The sequence below is a fragment of the Xanthomonas nasturtii genome (genome assembly GCF_023337365.3).
GTDB lineage: Bacteria > Pseudomonadota > Gammaproteobacteria > Xanthomonadales > Xanthomonadaceae > Xanthomonas > Xanthomonas nasturtii.
Genome location: NZ_CP142084.2, coordinates 2,437,617 through 2,454,536, shown reverse-complemented (window position 1 = coordinate 2,454,536; position 16,920 = coordinate 2,437,617). Strand labels below are relative to the sequence as shown.

Annotated in this window: 14 protein-coding genes and 1 pseudogene; 10 read left to right on the top strand and 5 right to left on the bottom strand. The window is 60.6% G+C overall.

From position 1 onward, the window contains the following. The first annotated feature begins 8 nt into the window (after positions 1 to 8). The 6 genes from M3O59_RS10680 to M3O59_RS10655 all read left to right on the top strand — a co-directional run bounded on the left by M3O59_RS10680 (position 9) and on the right by M3O59_RS10655 (position 7,278). Entirely contained in the window at positions 9 to 3,164 is a 3,156-nt protein-coding gene (locus M3O59_RS10680; RefSeq protein ID WP_116906655.1) for an efflux RND transporter permease subunit, read from the top strand. Positions 3,165 to 3,245: 81 nt separating this feature from the next. Then, positions 3,246 to 4,151 (top strand): cation diffusion facilitator family transporter, encoded by a 906-nt coding sequence (locus M3O59_RS10675; RefSeq protein ID WP_116906656.1) that lies wholly within the window; start codon positions 3,246 to 3,248, stop codon positions 4,149 to 4,151. After that, complete coding sequence (locus M3O59_RS10670; protein ID WP_116906657.1) at positions 4,138 to 5,787, top strand: phosphoethanolamine transferase; 1,650 nt, start codon at positions 4,138 to 4,140, stop codon at positions 5,785 to 5,787. The genes M3O59_RS10675 and M3O59_RS10670 overlap by 14 nt, the downstream gene beginning before the upstream one ends. Positions 5,788 to 5,836: 49 nt before the next feature. Beyond that, entirely contained in the window at positions 5,837 to 6,526 is a 690-nt protein-coding gene (locus M3O59_RS10665; RefSeq protein WP_116906658.1) for a response regulator transcription factor, read from the top strand. Beyond that, positions 6,523 to 6,921, top strand: a complete 399-nt coding sequence (locus M3O59_RS10660) for a hypothetical protein (RefSeq protein WP_147308562.1) — start codon at positions 6,523 to 6,525, stop codon at positions 6,919 to 6,921. The genes M3O59_RS10665 and M3O59_RS10660 overlap by 4 nt, the downstream gene beginning before the upstream one ends. A gap of 138 nt (positions 6,922 to 7,059) precedes the next feature. Continuing rightward, on the top strand, positions 7,060 to 7,278 hold the full coding sequence (locus tag M3O59_RS10655; protein WP_116906659.1) for a hypothetical protein: 219 nt from the start codon (positions 7,060 to 7,062) through the stop codon (positions 7,276 to 7,278). Here the strand turns inward: M3O59_RS10655 and M3O59_RS10650 are convergent. From M3O59_RS10650 to M3O59_RS10640, 3 genes and pseudogenes are all read right to left on the bottom strand, one after another. Further along, positions 7,278 to 7,924, bottom strand: a pseudogene (locus M3O59_RS10650) (TolC family protein); the annotation flags it as partial. The gene M3O59_RS10655 and the pseudogene M3O59_RS10650 overlap by 1 nt on opposite strands. Positions 7,925 to 8,280: 356 nt before the next feature. Further along, complete coding sequence (locus tag M3O59_RS10645) at positions 8,281 to 8,898, bottom strand: cation transporter (RefSeq protein WP_005413376.1); 618 nt, start codon at positions 8,896 to 8,898, stop codon at positions 8,281 to 8,283. 24 nt (positions 8,899 to 8,922) lie between these two features. Continuing rightward, positions 8,923 to 10,881, bottom strand: coding sequence for an FTR1 family protein (locus M3O59_RS10640; RefSeq protein ID WP_116906660.1), 1,959 nt, complete (start codon positions 10,879 to 10,881; stop codon positions 8,923 to 8,925). Positions 10,882 to 10,971: 90 nt separating this feature from the next. Here M3O59_RS10640 and M3O59_RS10635 point away from each other — a divergent pair, with 90 nt between their 5' ends. From M3O59_RS10635 to M3O59_RS10620, 4 genes are all read left to right on the top strand, one after another. Continuing rightward, the gene (locus M3O59_RS10635; RefSeq protein WP_101364857.1) at positions 10,972 to 11,385 is read left to right on the top strand and encodes a MerR family transcriptional regulator; all 414 of its coding nucleotides are present in this window, start codon (positions 10,972 to 10,974) and stop codon (positions 11,383 to 11,385) included. Beyond that, a complete protein-coding gene (locus M3O59_RS10630) occupies positions 11,382 to 12,653 on the top strand; it encodes a site-specific integrase (RefSeq protein WP_116906661.1) in 1,272 nt (423 codons plus the stop codon). The genes M3O59_RS10635 and M3O59_RS10630 overlap by 4 nt, the downstream gene beginning before the upstream one ends. Positions 12,654 to 12,676: 23 nt before the next feature. Beyond that, entirely contained in the window at positions 12,677 to 15,670 is a 2,994-nt protein-coding gene (locus tag M3O59_RS10625; RefSeq protein ID WP_116906662.1) for a Tn3 family transposase, read from the top strand. A 244-nt stretch (positions 15,671 to 15,914) separates the two neighbouring features. After that, positions 15,915 to 16,268 carry a hypothetical protein gene (locus M3O59_RS10620; protein WP_249046994.1) on the top strand — a complete coding sequence of 118 codons (354 nt, stop codon included), beginning with the start codon at positions 15,915 to 15,917 and terminating at the stop codon, positions 16,266 to 16,268. Between the two features lie 47 nt (positions 16,269 to 16,315). On the opposite strand, the gene M3O59_RS10615 is transcribed toward M3O59_RS10620, so the two are convergent. Both M3O59_RS10615 and M3O59_RS10610 read right to left on the bottom strand, forming a co-directional pair. Then, positions 16,316 to 16,528 (bottom strand): hypothetical protein, encoded by a 213-nt coding sequence (locus M3O59_RS10615; RefSeq protein ID WP_249054631.1) that lies wholly within the window; start codon positions 16,526 to 16,528, stop codon positions 16,316 to 16,318. A gap of 64 nt (positions 16,529 to 16,592) precedes the next feature. Continuing rightward, on the bottom strand, positions 16,593 to 16,853 hold the full coding sequence (locus M3O59_RS10610; protein WP_116906999.1) for a hypothetical protein: 261 nt from the start codon (positions 16,851 to 16,853) through the stop codon (positions 16,593 to 16,595). Positions 16,854 to 16,920 lie beyond the last annotated feature (67 nt).

The window sequence follows — 16,920 nt, the reverse complement described above, 5'->3', positions numbered from 1 at the left end:
AGACCGACATGCTAGAAAAAATTATCAGGGCCTCGGTCAGCCATCGCTGGTTGATGATGTCCTTCACAGTTGTGCTCATTGCTGTCGGTGTATGGAGTTTCAGGCAGCTTCCAATCGACGTTACCCCAGACATCACTAACGTCCAAGTGCAGGTCAACACTTCCGCACCAGGCTACTCGCCGCTCGAAGCTGAACAGCGCATCACGTATGCGGTAGAGACAGCCATGGCCGGCCTGCCGAAAATGGATTACTTCAGATCCATTTCTCGATATGGGCTGTCGCAGATCACGGTTGTCTTCAAAGACGGCACCGACATCTACTTTGCACGCCAGCAGGTCGCCGAGCGCCTGCAACAGGTCAAGTCGCAGATTCCTGTCGGCATAGAGCCGACCCTGGGACCCATCGCCACGGGCATGGGGGAAATTTTCTCCTACACCATCGATGCTGATCCAGCGGCGCGAAAGGCGGACGGAACGCCTTTTTCTGCGACGGATCTGCGCACATTGCAGGACTGGGTGATTCGTCCCCAACTACGCAACGTGCCGGGCGTCACCGAAGTAAACACCCTTGGTGGCTACAAGCGCGAGGTGCACATCACGCCTGATCCGGCGCGTTTGCGCTCGCTTGATCTCGCGCTGGACGATGTCGTCCAGGCACTACAGGCCAACAACCAAAATGTGGGCGCTGGTTACATCGAGCGCAATGGTCAGCAATTCTTGGTGCGAATGCCAGCTCAGGTTGGGGACATTCCACAGATCGAGCAAATCGTAGTGGCCACCCGTGGTGGCGCTGTTATCCGCATCCAAGACATAGCGCAGGTAGCTGACGGCGCAGAGCTGCGCAGCGGTGCTGCTACGCAGAACGGCCACGAAGTCGTCCTGGGTACCGTCGTGATGCTGGTGGGCTCCAATAGCCGGGACGTTGCTCAGGCAGCCGCAGCGCGCCTGAAGGAAGCTGAGAAAAGCCTACCCAAAGGGGTTACCGCAACGCCGGTCTACGACCGAACAGTGCTGGTTGACCGCACTATCGCGACGGTCGCCAAAAACCTGACCGAAGGTGCATTGCTCGTCATTGTCATCCTGTTTCTGTTGCTGGGCAATTTTCGCGCAGCACTGATTACGGCCTTGGTGATTCCGTTGGCGATGCTCTTTACCTTGACCGGCATGGCAAGGGGTGGTGTTTCTGCCAATCTGATGAGCCTGGGCGCACTTGACTTTGGCCTGATCGTTGATGGCGCTGTGATCATCATCGAAAATTGCCTGCGGCGCTTCGGCGAACGTCAACACCAACTCGGCCGCCAAATGAACTTGGTCGAACGTTTTGAGGAGACAGCCAGCGCAACCGCCGAGGTAATCCGACCCAGCCTCTTCGGCCTGGGCATCATCACAGCGGTCTACTTACCTATCTTCGCGCTCACCGGCGTTGAGGGAAAGATGTTTCACCCAATGGCCATCACGGTAGTGTTGGCCCTGACCGGCGCGATGATCTTGTCGTTGACATTTGTCCCAGCCGCCATTGCGTTGGCTCTGGGTGGCAAGGTCGAGGAGAAAGAGAACCGAATCATGGCCTGGATGCGTCGAGGCTATGAACCGCTGTTGGACTTCAGCTTGCGCCGTGGCGCACTGATTGGCCTGGCAGCTTTTGCTCTGCTGGGCGTCAGTGCACTAGTAGCGACGCGGCTGGGCAGCGAGTTTGTGCCCAGCTTGGATGAGGGTGACGTTGCTCTGCAAGCCATGCGCATTCCGGGCACGAGCCTGACCCAGTCGATCGGCATGCAGCGGATTCTTGAGGAGCGCTTAGCGAAGATGCCTGAGGTCGAGCGAGTCTTCTCCAAGATCGGCACCTCTGAGGTGGCCTCTGACCCGATGCCTCCTTCAGTGGCCGATACATTCGTGATGATCAAACCGCGCGATCAGTGGCCCAATCCAAAAAAGCTGAAAACCGACCTAGTCGCGGAGGTGGAAAAAAGCCTTGCGACGATACCGGGTAACAACTACGAGTTCAGTCAGCCGATTCAGATGCGCACCAACGAGCTGATCTCCGGTGTGCGAGCCGACGTGGCGATCAACGTCTATGGGGACGACTTGGATGCCTTGCTTTCGATTGGACAGAAAGTTGAGCAGGTGGCAAAGGCCGTCCCCGGTGCGGCCGATGTTCGTGTCGAGCAGGCCAGCGGCCTGCCGCTGTTGACCATCGAACCGAATCGGCGTGCGCTAGCGGTCTACGGCCTAAGCGCAGATGACGTGCAGCGCACCGTATCAACAGCTGTGGGCGGTGAGGTCGCTGGACAGCTCTTTGAGGGTGACCGCCGTTTCGATCTAGTGGTTCGATTACCAGAATCCTTGCGGCAGGACCCCTCTGCACTTGAGAACCTGCCAATTCCGCTACCGGCTACCATGGGTGCTCAAGCCGATGGCGCCGCCAGGACCGTGCCGCTGAATGAGGTGGCCAAGGTAGTTACCAGCGAAGGCGCCAACCAGATCAACCGATATAACGGCAAGCGCCGCATTGCGGTGACTGCCAACGTCCGCGATCGGGACTTGGGCGGTTTTGTGACTGAGCTTCAGCGTCAGATCGGCAGCAAAGTGCAGTTACCTAGCGGTTACTGGTTGGAGTACGGCGGTAGCTTCGAGCAGCTGATCTCGGCAAGCGAGCGTTTGGCAGTTGTGGTGCCGGTGACTCTGGTATTGATCTTCGCCCTGCTATTCATGGCGTTTGGATCGGCCAAGGACGCGGCAATTGTTTTTAGCGGAGTGCCATTGGCCCTCACCGGTGGCGTACTGGCGCTGACCTTGCGCGGCATTCCTCTATCGATCTCCGCAGGCATTGGCTTCATCGCTCTATCTGGTGTTGCAGTCCTTAACGGCCTGGTGCTGATCAGCTTCATCAAGTCCTTACGAGAGTCCGGCGCAAGCCTGCCAGATGCAGTGCGAGAGGGTGCGCTGAGCCGATTGCGCCCTGTGCTGATGACAGCGCTGGTGGCGTCGTTAGGCTTCGTGCCAATGGCGCTGAACGTGGGCGCAGGCTCGGAAGTACAGCGACCGTTAGCAACAGTTGTGATCGGCGGGATTATCTCGTCGACCCTGCTGACCCTGGTCGTGCTGCCAGTGCTCTATCGATGGGTGCATGGAAGATTTGCAAACCGCGCAAGCGCGTCGGCCTGATCTATTGGTTGTTCCCCGCCGTGAGCACACGGCGAGGTAATCAACGGGCCCGTCTCTGACGCCGGCCCTTGGAGAATTCAAATGAGTGGGAGCCACGATCACGGTGTGTCAGAGCTCAAGTTCGAAAAACCTCTTTGGTGGGCGCTAGGGTTAACCGCGACGTTCTTGGTCGCCGAAGTCATCGGAGGCCTAATCACCAATAGCCTTGCGCTGCTATCAGATGCGGCGCACATGATGACTGACGTCATCGCACTGGGCGTCTCGTTATTTGCCGTTCGCATGGCCAAGCGGCCTGCGGACTCAAATAAGACATATGGCTATGCACGCATGGAGGCCCTTGGCGCCTTGATCAATGGCGGTCTCTTGTTCCTGGTCGCTGGCTACATACTCTGGGAGGCTGTGGGCCGCTTCCGGCAGCCCCCAGAGGTAGCGTCGACCGGCATGTTTGTCGTGGCTGTGATTGGTCTAGTCGTCAACCTTGTCTCGATGCGGCTCTTAAAGGCTGGTAGCGGCGACTCGCTGAATGTCAAAGGTGCCTACCTGGAAGTTTGGAGTGACATGTTGGGCTCTATAGGGGTAATCGTAGGCGCCATCGTCATCCGATACACGGGATGGACATTGATCGATCCCATCATCGCTGTTGCTATCGGGTTGTGGGTCCTACCGCGTACGTGGACACTGCTGCGGGCTGCATCGCATATTCTGATGCAGGGGACGCCCTCTGAGATTGAAGTAGAAGACGTGCGCGCCGCGCTGATGCGCAATAGAAGTGTGGGCGAGGTTCACGACCTGCACGTCTGGTCAGTCTCGAGCCAACGCCCGGTCCTGACGGCGCACGTCGTATTGAAGGAGCAAAGCGACCCCGTGGATCAAGTTCGGCGCGATCTCAGTGCCGAGCTGGACGAGCTCTTTGGGATTGAGGAGGTCACTCTTCAGATCGAGCAGGCGTCGTGCGCCAATAAAGGGCACAGGCATGGGCATTCATGACAAGAAGCATGCCCTGCTGAAGCGACCTCGTGTCGGTCCTGAGCTGCTCGTCTGGGGCACCGCCGCCTACGCAACATTGGTCTTGAACGGTGCTTTTTGGCGGGCAATTTCTGGCACTGAAACGTTGAACGGTTTTGATGGCGTTGTGTCTCGATTCTGCATTGCTCTCATCGTGACTGCGCTTAATGTCATTTTGGTGCGGTTTTTATGCACACGCTGGACAACCAGACCGGTATTGATTGGCTTTGTGTTGATCACGGCGACGCTGTCCTATTTTTCGCTTCAGTATGGCGTGCACTTCGACGTGGGCATGGCCCGGAATATTCTTGCAACGGATGCGATGGAGTCGCGGGAGGTAATTACCGGAAACCTAATCTGGGAGGTGGCCTGCGTTGCCGTGCTTCCCATTCTGGTTTTGCTCTACGTCCAGGTCGCTTGGAGGCCGGTACCGTCGTCGCTGTTGCATGCGGCGGGCACGGTCTTCGTTGCATTGGTTGTGCTGTCAGTCGCAGCCCTGGCGGGATTCAAGGACATCTCTCCGCTAATGCGTAACAACAGGGAAATAAGACATCTTCTAGCTCCCGGAAACCTAGTGGCATCGTTCGCACGTGTCGCGGCTAAAGATGGTCTAGGCCAATATCGGGGTCCACGTGCCGTGCTTGCGCCTGACGCAAGCTTGGCGCCGGCGCATGCTACCTCCAAGCGCCCCCACGCCTTGGTCATTGTTGTAGGCGAAACGGTTAGAGCCCAGAACTGGGGTCTCAATGGGTACTCTCGCGAGACCACGCCGCGCCTTTCGAGAGAAGACATCACCAACTTTAGAGACGTTCGTGCATGCGGGTCGAGTACGGCGGTTTCGTTGCCCTGCATGTTCTCGGGGCTCGGTCGAAGCAACTATGACGAGCAGCAGATCGAGAGGTCGGAGTCGCTGCTGCACGTCCTCTCGCGTGCGGGCGTTGATGTTGGCTGGCGTGACAACCAAGGCGGCTGCAAGGGCGTGTGCGACGGCTTGCCGTTCGAGTCACTGCGCGATCAGCGAGATCCCGTCTTCTGCACTGACGAGGGCTGTTCGGATCAGATCCTTCTCAAGGGTCTGCAAAACCGAATTAATAGCTCGAACCGGGATGTCGTGATCGTACTGCACCAACTCGGAAACCACGGGCCCAGCTACTTCCTTCGCTACCCCCAACGGCTCCGCAAGTTCAGGCCAGATTGTCGGCAACCTGACATCAGTGAATGCTCGCAAGAGGAAGTCGTCAATGCTTACGACAATGCTGTCCTTGCCACCGACGAGATGGTGGCGGCCACCATCAATCTGCTCAAGGGCCTCACGACCCACGACAGTGCAATGATTTATCTGTCAGATCATGGTGAATCTTTAGGCGAGCGGAATCTTTATCTGCATGGCATGCCATATGCGATCGCACCTGACACGCAGATGCAGGTGCCGATGGTGATTTGGCTGTCCGATGGCATGAGCAGGTGGCGCGGTTTGAACCGCGCTTGTCTCGAGCAGCGCGCTCGAAAGCCCGCATCGCATGACAACCTTTTTCATTCGGTACTGGGTCTGATGCAGGTCGAGTCAGCCGTCTATGACCGTAGGAAAGATGTGTTCGCGGGGTGTGCTCAATCATGAAAAAAAAGCTAAAGGATGACAGCCTGCTTCGTGCTACTCGGAGGCGAGCATGTTGATCGACCTCATCATGCCTAGTCGGGGGGAGCTGACCGTCGTTCGGGCCCTCGCTGAGCGCGGACATCAAATCAACCGGCTCGCCGAGATGTCCCTTGCAACGCCGGTGGGAGATATCGTTCTGTTATTTTTCGGAAGGGATATAGCTTCTGTGGTGCGCCATCTCGCCCGTCTGCAGCGATCCACACCTCCCCATAGTCCAGTTGTCGTCCTGATCCCGGAGAATGACGTTGGAACCAAGGTCGAGCTTTTCCGGGAAGGTGTTGATGAGTGCCTGGTTATGCCCATCGACGTCGCCGAGCTTGAGGCGAGATTGCAAGCGCTGGTGATTCGCTTTGCAAAAGCCACGATCAAGCTTGCGCTCAGGGTGGCCGATCTGAAGCTCGATCTGGAGACGCTGGTGGCAACTAGGGCTGGACTGCCTATCCACCTTTATCCGGCCAGCCGAAAGTTGCTCGCAGCATTGATGGCGGCTAGTCCGGCTGTTGTCGACGTCAGGACGTTGGAGCAAGTAGTGTGGAGTGACCACACTAGAACGAAGGGGAATCTGCGAAGTCATGTTTATGAGCTTAGGCAAAGTGTCGATGCTGGATTTGACATCAAGCTGATCCACGTTGTACGCGGGGTTGGTTACCGTCTCAGCGCCGATCTTGAAGCCCCCACCACTAGGAGGCTCAAAGCGTGAATGAGGTATTTCCTGACGTAGTTCGCGGTGCTGTCGCCTGCGTGATCGCTATTTTTGCAGGGCTGGGAGCATTTCAGATAATGCTACGCGCTTGGAAAAAAATGCGGCTGCAGCGGCCCCGACGTTGGTCAATACTCGCTGGTGCCGTCGGCTTGCTCTTGGTGGGGCTGAATTACCTGGTGGTCGGGTTGCTCGTTCTGGGAGCATTTTCAGCAGCGCTTTATATTCTCTCTTTTGTTGTCCAATGCCCCGATCATTCCATTCTGACCTCGCGACCTGGCCAGACCGCGACGTGGTTTAAGCGTGCTGCTTGGGCGGCTTTTCTGGGCTGTTTGCTCGGGCTTTCGGCTTGGACTAGTGCAGAGCTATTCTGGATCAGTAACGGGCGCGGTTGACCCCCGATTGTTGGACGTTGATTGCCCATATTGACCTGGCCAGGACGCTATCCGCGCCTCGGCAGGCATTTTTACAGAATACCGTCCGAAACGGCCAGGTCGCTATGATGGAGCCGTTGCAGCAATCCCATATATCGGATGACCCGTAATCAAGCCCTGATCCAGGCCATTGAATTCGACCTGCGGGACTTTCACCAGCAGCGAATGGCTCAGCGTGCGGGCCTACAGATGGGGCTTCTGCGGGAAGAGCAATGCCGGCCGGTCCCCGATCTGTCCCGCATCGGCAGAATCCGCGAAGCGATCGTCTGCATGGACGCGATCGCCCGCAAGACCATGGGATCGGCCGCGGCCACCTAGAAGCTGGGAGCGCGCTCGCCCCATAGGGCGGCAAGATGCTGCCGCGCGACGATGCGTTGCTGCTGGGCCCGATCACGGGTCAACTCCGCCCGCGCCAGTGCAGCTTGGGCGGTGAGCACCACCGATTCGGGCGAGGCGCCGGCCTGTAGGCGCTGCCGGGCGGCCGCCACGGTCCGCTGGCGCTGGCCGACATCCATGTCCGCCAGTTTGCGTTGCCGATCGGCACCGACCACGGCCAGGTAGCGCTGCGCCGTTTCGGCGAGCAGGTCCAGTCGACCGGTCTCCCGCTGCACGGCCAGTGCATCAATCCGGCTCTGGGCCAAGGTGCGGCGGGCGTCGAGCTTGCCGCCGCGCTCTAGGACCGAGCTCAGGCTCAGGGTCAACTCGGCGCTGTCCAGGCCACGGGCCGCGCCCGTGCCCAGCGCATTTTCGACCTCGGCACCGACCGTCCACGGTGGGCGCTGTACTGCCTGATCGCGCTCGGCAGCGAGCACGGTGGCCCGCGCATCGACCAGGCGCAGCTGGGGTGGGTTTGGGCCACACGCGCGAACGCGTCGTCCAAGGTCATCAGCTCTTCTGCTGTCACCGGCGTTGCCGGCGCGCTCAACAGTAGCCACGCGGCCAGGGCCGCCAATCGCATATGCATAAAGTACTCCAGAATTTTCGGTATCCAACAGGGGGCCGGCGCACGCCGGCGAGCATCACCCTGCGATCGGCGGCCGGAACGGCGCGAGCAGGTGCTCATGCCGATACCTGTTCGTATGGACTGTCACCGCGAGCCAATGCCGGCCGATATGAGCAATGGCCAGCACTACCTCTGGAGCTGGCGCGGCCTGGCTACAGCACAGCACCAGCGGCTGAACCCGGTTCGGCAAGGCGTCTACGCCACGCTCGGAAGCTGGTGGCGCCACTGCCGGGTCATGGTCGGCATGTGCCACCAGGCCCACGACCAAGTGCGCCAGCAGCAGCCAGCGCAGGCCAAGCTCAGCCGGCCAAGCGCTGTCATGCAGGCGTTTTGCGTGCATCGGCACGTGCCCGGCGAGCATCACCCAAGATCTCGAAAGCCTCCTTGATCACATACAGGCCGATTAGGGCGCCGATCACAAAATCCGGGTACGGGCTGGCCAGCCACCACACCAACAGGCCGGCCAGAATCACCCCAACGTTGGCCACCACATCGGCTCGGGTGAACAGCCAGGTCGCTCGCAGATGAACTTCGCCGGACTTCAATGGGGCGAGCATACGGAGCACTTTCAGATTCACCGCCAGCGAGACCAGAGCGGTACCTATCATCCAACCGCTGACCGGCTCGGCGCCGTACATCACCCGGCGGCCGACTTCGACCAGCACGCCTACGCCCAGCACCAGCAGCACGCTGCCACTGACCCACGCGGCGTTGGCCTTGAACCGCGCCGTGCGCCCGATAGCGACCAGGCCAATGGCATAGGCGGTGGCGTCAGACAGCATGTCCAGCGCGTCGGCCAGCAGCCCGGTGGAATGGGCAATCCAGCCGGCAATGCCGCCGATCACGGCCATCGCTGCATTCAGCACCAAGGCGATCCAGAGGATGCGCCGCTCCTCCTTGTTCTTGGCCTCGTGGTGGCACCCGCAATCACTCATGTCCTGGTCCTCTGCTGTGTTGTTTCATTGCTCGTTTGCGCCTGGCTGTCTACGCACACCGGAACGAGCATTGGCGAGGAACCCCACGATGGCGGCGGTGCCTACCAATACCTGCGCCAGCAGCGACTGCCAGGTGGGATACAGGCCGATCCATTCGATGCGCGGCAACGCGAGCGGTGTTTGAGAGATCCAGCCGGCTTCCTGCAACGCGGCCACGCCTTTACCGATCAGGATGACCGCCATCACCGCGATGAGAATCGAGCTGATCGAAAAGAACCGGCTAATCGGCAGTCGCCTGCTCATGCGCAGCATCGAGTACGCCACCGCGGCCAACACCGCGATTCCCGCCACCAGGCCTGCGAGGATGGCGGTGGACGCCTGGTCGCTCCACATCGCGATGTAGAACAAGATCGTCTCAAACACCTCGCGGTACACCGCGACAAAGGCCAGCATGAACAGAAAAACAGCCGAGCGCCGTGTCAGCGCGGTCGTCAGCTTGGCGTGCAGGTACTCCTGCCACCGTCCTGCAAGGCTCTTTTGGTGCATCCAGATGCCTACGCTGAGCAGGACAGCGGCAGCGAACAATGCCGAGACGCCCTCAGTGACTTCCCGGTTCGCACCGCTGATATCAACAAAGTAAGTGGCCACTGCCCAGGTAGCTGCACCTGCCAACAACGCGCAAATCCAACCCGCATGCACATACGGCAACACATCAGACCGCTCGGCTTTACGCAAGAACGCCACGATGCCAATCACGATCAACAGCGCCTCCAGTCCTTCGCGTACCAGGATGGTAAAGCTGCCCAGAAATGCGGTGCTGGCGCCTATTCGGGTGTCCTGCAGCGCCAAGTCCGCCCGATCAAACAGCTGGGCAATTTGCGCTGCCTGCCCGGCAACGTCAGCCGCGGGCGCATGCTGGTCCAGCTGCGCGCGGTAGCCTGCCATGGCCGTTTCGATCTCTCGCAGCAATGACGGATTGCGCGTGGCCAGCGTGGGCTCAAGCGGCTCTACTCCATCCAGATAGGACGAGAGCGCAAGCTTTTTGGCTTGAGCCAGGTCCTCAACAGCGTAAGCGCGCTGGCTGGCGGCCAGTTGCTGCCGCGCCACCGCAAAGCGATCGGCTCCTGCTACCGCTTGGCTGACAGCCTGTGGCTGCGAACGCAGGTAGGCGATGATCGCGTTTGCCTGATCGGCGGGCATCGTGGTGGCAAGATCGTCTTCCCGCGTGCGAGTCAGTGCTTCGAGCGTCGGAATGCGTGCATGGGCCTCATTACTGGTGCGCCACAACGCCTCACCTTGAACCTTGGCTTGCGAGGAGTACCCCAAGCTGCCCACATAGAATGCCAGCGCCCAGCGATCACTTTCTGACAGCCCAGAGAAGCTGACCATGCCGGTGCCCGGCACACCCTGGGAAATGACCTCGTACAAGGATAGGGGGGTGCGCTGCGCTGCGCGAGTGGCATCGGTGAACGCGATCGGCGGCGGACTTAACGCTTGCGCGGCTGGGCCATCCCCGTGACCTGTGGGGCCGTGACAGGCCGCGCACTGCTGGCTGTAGATGGACGCGGCCTGGGAGGTCTTCGGCGGGCTCGCCGGAATGGCGCCGATCGGGTAGCGGGCCAGCAGCGCCGTGCCGAGCCCGCGGGCAAGCGTTGCCACTTGCGCGGGGTCGGCCTTCTCTGCCACCGCCTGGACGAGCCGATCCGCCTGGGCCGTCAGCTCCTGCTGGTTCGGGCCACCGGGCAATGCTGCCAGCTGACTGCGGACGGCGCCGGCAAACTCGCTCATTTCGGCATATTCGCTGGGAGCAATAACACGTCCGGCCTGGACCGCGCCTGGGTAGTCGACCGCGATGTAATCGAGCATTTGCCACGTTTGGCGCAAGTCTGCTGCGGTAGGTTCCGCCTGAGCGGAAGCGGGCAGAACCCAGCCGAGCAGCAAAGCAATCAGGCAGCAGCGAATCAAGGCGATGGGCAGTGGCATGGTCGTCACACGCAGCGGCGCGGCCGGAGTGGCGGCGGATAGGGGTTCAGCGTAAAGTCCGTAGCTACTACGGAGTCAAGTGTATTACGAATGAAAATCAGTGAGGCTGCCGACGCCAGTGGATGCCACCTGGAGACGATCCGCTATTACGAGCGGATCGGCCTGCTGCCGCGCCCGGGGCGCTCGGGCAATGGCTACCGGGTCTATGGCCCGGCCGACATCGAGCGGCTGCGCTTCATTGCGCGCGGCCGGGACCTAGGCTTCAGCCTGGAGGAGGTCCGCAGCCTGCTGCAGCTGGCCGGCGATGAGGAGCTCTCGTGCGGGGACGTGGATCGGCTGGCACGCAGCCATCTGACCGACGTGCGGGCGCGCATGGCCGACCTGCAGCGCATGGCCAGGGAGTTGGAACGGGTGATTGCCAGTTGCCACGGCGGGCAGCGGGCGGAATGCACCATCCTGTCGACCCTGCGGCAGCCGGTCGCTGTGGAGGCCACGCGCCAGTGACCGAACTGGACCGCTACCTCGATGCGGCCACGCGCCAGAACACGGTGCGCAGCTATGCGTCGGCGCTACGGCACTTTGAAGTCGAGTGGCAAGGCCACCTCCCAGCGACACCTGACAGCGTGGCCCGATACCTGGCCGCGTATGCGCAGACCCTGGCCACCAGCACCCTTCGCCAACGCCTGGCGGCCATCGCCTCTTGGCACCGCGACCACGGATTTGTCGATCCCACCCGGTCGCCGCTGGTGCGCAAGGTGCTCAAAGGCATCCAGACCCTGCACCCCGGGCAGGTCAAGCAAGCCGCGCCGCTCCAGATTCGGCGGCTGGTCGAGCTCGACGACTGGCTGGCCGCTGCGATCGCGGCGGCACGCGCGCGGGGCGACGGAGCGGCAGCGCTGCGCCACCAACGGGACCGAGCGCTGGTGCTGCTCGGATTCTGGCGTGGCTTTCGCGGCGATGAACTGCTGCGTCTGGACGTGGCCCATCTCACGCTGGTGCCGGGACAGGGGATGACCTGTTTCCTGCCGCGCAGCAAGGGCGATCGCAGAGCGGCCGGCGTTACCTACAAGGTGCCGGCGTTGTCGCGGCTGTGCCCGGTGGAGGCGACCCAGGTGTGGCTGCAGGCGGCCGACCTGCAGGAAGGACCGGTATTTCGGGCGGTCAACCAATGGGGCCAGGTGAGCGCCGAAGGCCTCCATCCCAATAGCTTGGTGCGCCTGCTACGCGAGTTGTTGACCAGTGCCGGCTTTGCCGATGCGGGGCTCCACAGCAGCCATTCGTTGCGCCGCGGCTTTGCCAGTTGGGCCAACGACCAAGGCTGGGACATGAAGGCGTTGATGGAGTACGTGGGCTGGCGCGATGTGCAGTCGGCCATGCGCTACCTGGATGGGCGTGACCCGTTTGCCCGGGACCGCATTGAAGCGAGCCTACCCAGTCCAACCGCGCGGGTACCGGCGATGGCACTGCCGGCACCCGAGGGCAAATCTGCGCTGCAGCTCCGTCTGCGCATGGTGCTGACCCCGTTTGCCCGCGCGGGCCGCGGCGCGGCCAAGGCCCGGGGCCGGATTGAAGAGATCTGCTTGGCTCCGTTCCAGGCAGTGCGTCTGAACACCGCCAGCAGCGAGTACCGGTTAACTGTTCCCACCGATCCCGATCGGGATCTGGATGAAATCCTGGCCACGTTGCTCGATGACATGCACCGCATGGCCGATACGCACCAGTGTTTCCTGGAAGCGTCTCTCAATACAGACGACGGCCGGCACTGGGATTGATCCCCTCATAACCTCCGGATCCAATGGCTACCCTTCACGAGACCGCCTACCCGCGACTGAAGCCTGATCCCACCGCCAAGGAACTGGAGGAGATCTATACCCCCACCGCCGCTGAGATTGCATTCGCCAAGCAGCTGACCACCCAGCCGGGTCCGCAACTGGCGGTACTGATCCATCTCAAGCTCTTCCAGCGCTTGGGTTACTTCACAGTGTTGGCCGAAGTGCCCGAGCGGATCCGGAAGCACATCGCCAAGGCCGCCCGACTCGGGCGCGTATTGGACACCGACCAGCTCGAACGCTATGACGCCTCCGGCAGCCAGCGCCGGCATATGCCGCAGCTGCGGCAGTTCATTGGGGTGCGTCCCTTGGACAAAGCTGGGTTGTCTTGGCTGGACACAGTGGCCACCGGAGCAGCCCAGACCAAGCACACTATCCCGGACATCGTGAACGTCCTGCTCGAAGAGCTGGTGCACCACCGCTACGAACTGCCAGGCTTCCGCACCTTGGAGCTGGCCGCCATTGGCGCACGCGAGCGGGTCAATTTGGGGTACTACCGCAGCATCAGCCAGGCACTGACGCCTGCCACGCGCACGCTCATTGACGAATTGCTGCGCGCACCGGAAGGCTCCAGATTTACTGGCTGGCAATCGCTCAAGCGCGAGCCTGGCCGGCCGACCAACAAGGAAGTTCGTTTTTATCTGCAGCACATCCGCATGCTGCAGCAGTTGGCTGACCAACTGCCTCCCATCGATGTGCCGGTGCCCAAGCTCAAGCAATTCCGTGCAATGGCTCGGGCCTATGACGCCAGCGAACTGGCCGAATTGGCTGAGGACAAGCGCTATGCGCTGGCCACCATCTTCATTCGCGCCCAGCACGCCAAGACGCTGGATGATGCAGCCGAGTTGTTCATCAAGCAGGTGCGCGGGCTGGAGAACACGGCCCAGCAGAAGCTGCTGGCTTACCAGCTCGAACATGCCAAGCGGGCCGACTTCCTCATCGGCCAGCTCAAGGAGATCCTGCAGGCCTATCAGCTCGACGGCAGCGATAGTCAGCGCGTGGATGCCATCGACAACAGCCTGGAAGCGGAAGTGTCGACCTTGCTGGCCGAATGCGAAGAACATATGGCCTACGCCGGGAAGAATTACCTGCCTTTCATGCTGCAGCCCTATGGCGCGGTCAGGCCGCTGCTGTTCAATGGGCTGGAGCTGATGAATCTACGGGCGACCAGCCACGACGCCGGCATGGAGCCGTTGATCACAGCGGTGCTGTCGCTGCGCAACCAACGCCGTGAGCTGATCGAGGTCGCATCCCTCGGCCCGGACCCGGAAAAGGACTTTGACTGGATGTCCAAGCTCTGGCGTCAGCACGTGTTCGGCAAGCGGGCCAGCGCAGCAGGCGCCGGCTGGATGCACCGTAAGTACTTCGAGCTGGCCGTGCTGGTGCAGGTCAAGGACGAACTGAAGTCCGGAGATCTCTTCATTCCCAGCAGCGAACGGTTTGATGACTACCGCGAGCAGCTGGTCGATGAAGCCACCTTGGCGCAGGAACTGGAAGCCTATGGCCAGGTGTCAGGTCTACCCACCGACGCCGCGTCGTTCGTGGCTGGGTTGCGCGCACAATTGACCACCCTGGCCGATGAGGTCGATGGGCGTTTCCCGGAGAACGTGCATGCGGACATCCTGGAGGGGCGCCTGGTGCTGCGGAAGGGGCAACGCGCCGAAGTCTCCAGCGCGATTACCACCGTGGATCGCCTCATCGCCGAACGGCTTCCAGAATCCAGCATCGTCGATGTCCTAATCGATGCCAGCCAATGGCTGGATCTGCACCGTTTTTTCCGCCCGATCGCCGGTACCGAGAGCCAAGTCGAAGATCTGCCGCGACGTGTGATCACCACGCTATTTTGCTATGGCTGCAACCTAGGGCCGACGCAGACGGCGCGGTCGATCAAGGGCTTCAGCCGGCGCCAGGTTGCTTGGCTGAACCTCAAATATGTGACCGAGGATGTGCTTGAGAAGGCCATCGTGGAGGTCATCAATACCTACAACAAATTCGACCTGCCGGGCTATTGGGGCAGCGGGAAGAGCGCCTCAGCAGATGGCACCAAATGGAGCGTCTACGAGGACAACCTATTGTCGGAGTACCACATCCGCTACGGCGGCTACGGCGGCATTGGCTACTACCACGTGTCCGACAAATACGTGGCGCTGTTCAGCCACTTCATTCCCTGTGGCGTTCACGAGGGCATCTACATCCTCGATGGCCTGCTGGCGAACACTTCCGACATCCAGCCTGAGATCGTCCATGGCGACACGCAGGCGCAGAGCTACCCGGTCTTCGGTTTGGCCCACATGCTGGGCATCCAGCTGATGCCCAGGATACGAAACATCAAGGATCTGACATTCTTCCGGCCCGAACCTGGCAGGACCTATAAGAACATCCAGGCACTGTTCGGAGACAGCATCGACTGGCAACTGATCGCGACCCATCTCCACGACATGCTGCGGGTGGTGATCTCGATCCGATTGGGGAAAATCACCGCGTCCTCGATCCTGCGCCGGCTGGGCACCTATAGTCGGAAGAACAAGCTGTACTTCGCCTTCCGGGAACTTGGCAAGGCCGTCAGAACGCTGTTCTTGCTGCGCTACATTGATGACAACGAGATCCGCAAAACGATCCATGCTGCGACTAACAAGAGCGAGGAGTACAACGGCTTCGTGAAGTGGGTCTTCTTTGGCAGCCAGGGGATCATTGCTGAGAACGTCCAACACGAGCAGCGCAAGATCATCAAGTACAGCCAGCTGGTCGCCAACATGATCATCCTCCACAACGTGGAGGGCATGAGCCGCACCTTGGCTGAGATGCGGAAGGAGGGGATTGAACTGACGCCCGAGATCCTGGCCGGCCTGTCGCCGTATCGGACCAGCCACATCAATCGCTTCGGCGACTACCATCTCGACCTTGATAGGGAAGTGGCGCCGCTGAGCTATACAGCGAAAGTCCTTGAACAGGCCCCATAGACGGGGAGAGCCGCTATCGGGACAAGGAAATTATGATTTTGTTTCAATCGCTTAGGCGGTTTTTGGCCCTGTACGTAACGATTCCCTGCCGACCCTCAAGTTGGATCACGACACGCGCTGATATGACATAATATACATTATGCGAAATGGCGTGGAGGGCGACACGCGCACGGCTCCGCTGGATCTGGCTTTGGATCAAATCTTGCCTGCCCAACCGTTCCCCTAGCGAAACGGAACTCGCCGCATGACTGATACCTACAATCTCGACCTTCGCCCGCCGTGCTGGCCTGTTGGCGAGCAATGCCCGAATAGCTGCGCGGCAGATCTGCATCGGCGCGTCGTCACCAACCATGTGGAACTCACTGGTCCGTGGGCTGGCTGGCGCTTAGCCGGCCGTGATCTAGTTGCGCCCAGCGGCGAACGGATACCAGAACGCCGGCTGCGCGGATTGCTATGGCATGCCAATGCCAGCGACATGCGGGATTCGGTCCGCAGGCGTAACGCCAAACGCAAGGCGGTTCAGCAGTCAATGGTCAAGGTCGTCGTGGTGGATCTTGGAGAATGGCGAGACCGCCACTTCGGAAGGATCGCGGGATAAGGCGTTATCCGTAGGGGCTATGCCCCTACACCCCAGATAATGAGGAATCATTTATCTGACGCGTCAGAATTAATCGGATAGCGCCGGGCAAGCTCAGCAACCAAACGTGCGACGGTCTGCGAGGAGGATCCGTTGTCGATGGTCTTGCGGATGAGATCGAGCAGCAGCCCATCGGATAACTGACCAGGCTGAGCATGCCCCACGCGTAAACGCCGCGCCTTGCGGGCACGGTAGTCGGCAGAGCGCTCAGCATCGGTCATAGCGGAATCGCCACGTGGTGGCCGGCCGACTCGCGGAGGTTTTTTTTCTGACGCGTCAGAATTATCAGTCATAGCGATAGCGCAGCTGGTTAGCCAGACCAACAATGAGGTTGGCATTGCCCTCGCTGACAGCCTTGCGGATGGCATCGACCAAGGCCATGTCGCTCATGTCATCCAGCCTGGTGCCCTGCTCTGCCTTGCGGCGCTGACGATATGCGCGGCTATGGTCAGCGGCGGTCTGCGCTGCAACTCCATTGGCAGGAGGCCGGCCGCGACGCTTGGGCAACTGCATTTCGATGGTGCCGGGGTCTTTTTCGTCGCGCATTTGAGTGGTCCGCCGTGTCGATGGTTATATATTAATCTGACGCGTCAGAAAAAGCTAATGGTGATTA

Coding starts and splice junctions, on each gene's coding strand:
- M3O59_RS10680 (WP_116906655.1), top strand. CDS start 9: ATGCTAGAAAAAATTATCAGGGCCTCGGTCAGCCATCGCTGGTTGATG.
- M3O59_RS10675 (WP_116906656.1), top strand. CDS start 3,246: ATGAGTGGGAGCCACGATCACGGTGTGTCAGAGCTCAAGTTCGAAAAA.
- M3O59_RS10670 (WP_116906657.1), top strand. CDS start 4,138: ATGGGCATTCATGACAAGAAGCATGCCCTGCTGAAGCGACCTCGTGTC.
- M3O59_RS10665 (WP_116906658.1), top strand. CDS start 5,837: ATGTTGATCGACCTCATCATGCCTAGTCGGGGGGAGCTGACCGTCGTT.
- M3O59_RS10655 (WP_116906659.1), top strand. CDS start 7,060: ATGACCCGTAATCAAGCCCTGATCCAGGCCATTGAATTCGACCTGCGG.
- M3O59_RS10645 (WP_005413376.1), bottom strand. CDS start 8,898: ATGAGTGATTGCGGGTGCCACCACGAGGCCAAGAACAAGGAGGAGCGG.
- M3O59_RS10640 (WP_116906660.1), bottom strand. CDS start 10,881: ATGCCACTGCCCATCGCCTTGATTCGCTGCTGCCTGATTGCTTTGCTG.
- M3O59_RS10635 (WP_101364857.1), top strand. CDS start 10,972: ATGAAAATCAGTGAGGCTGCCGACGCCAGTGGATGCCACCTGGAGACG.
- M3O59_RS10625 (WP_116906662.1), top strand. CDS start 12,677: ATGGCTACCCTTCACGAGACCGCCTACCCGCGACTGAAGCCTGATCCC.
- M3O59_RS10620 (WP_249046994.1), top strand. CDS start 15,915: ATGACTGATACCTACAATCTCGACCTTCGCCCGCCGTGCTGGCCTGTT.
- M3O59_RS10615 (WP_249054631.1), bottom strand. CDS start 16,528: ATGACCGATGCTGAGCGCTCTGCCGACTACCGTGCCCGCAAGGCGCGG.
- M3O59_RS10610 (WP_116906999.1), bottom strand. CDS start 16,853: ATGCGCGACGAAAAAGACCCCGGCACCATCGAAATGCAGTTGCCCAAG.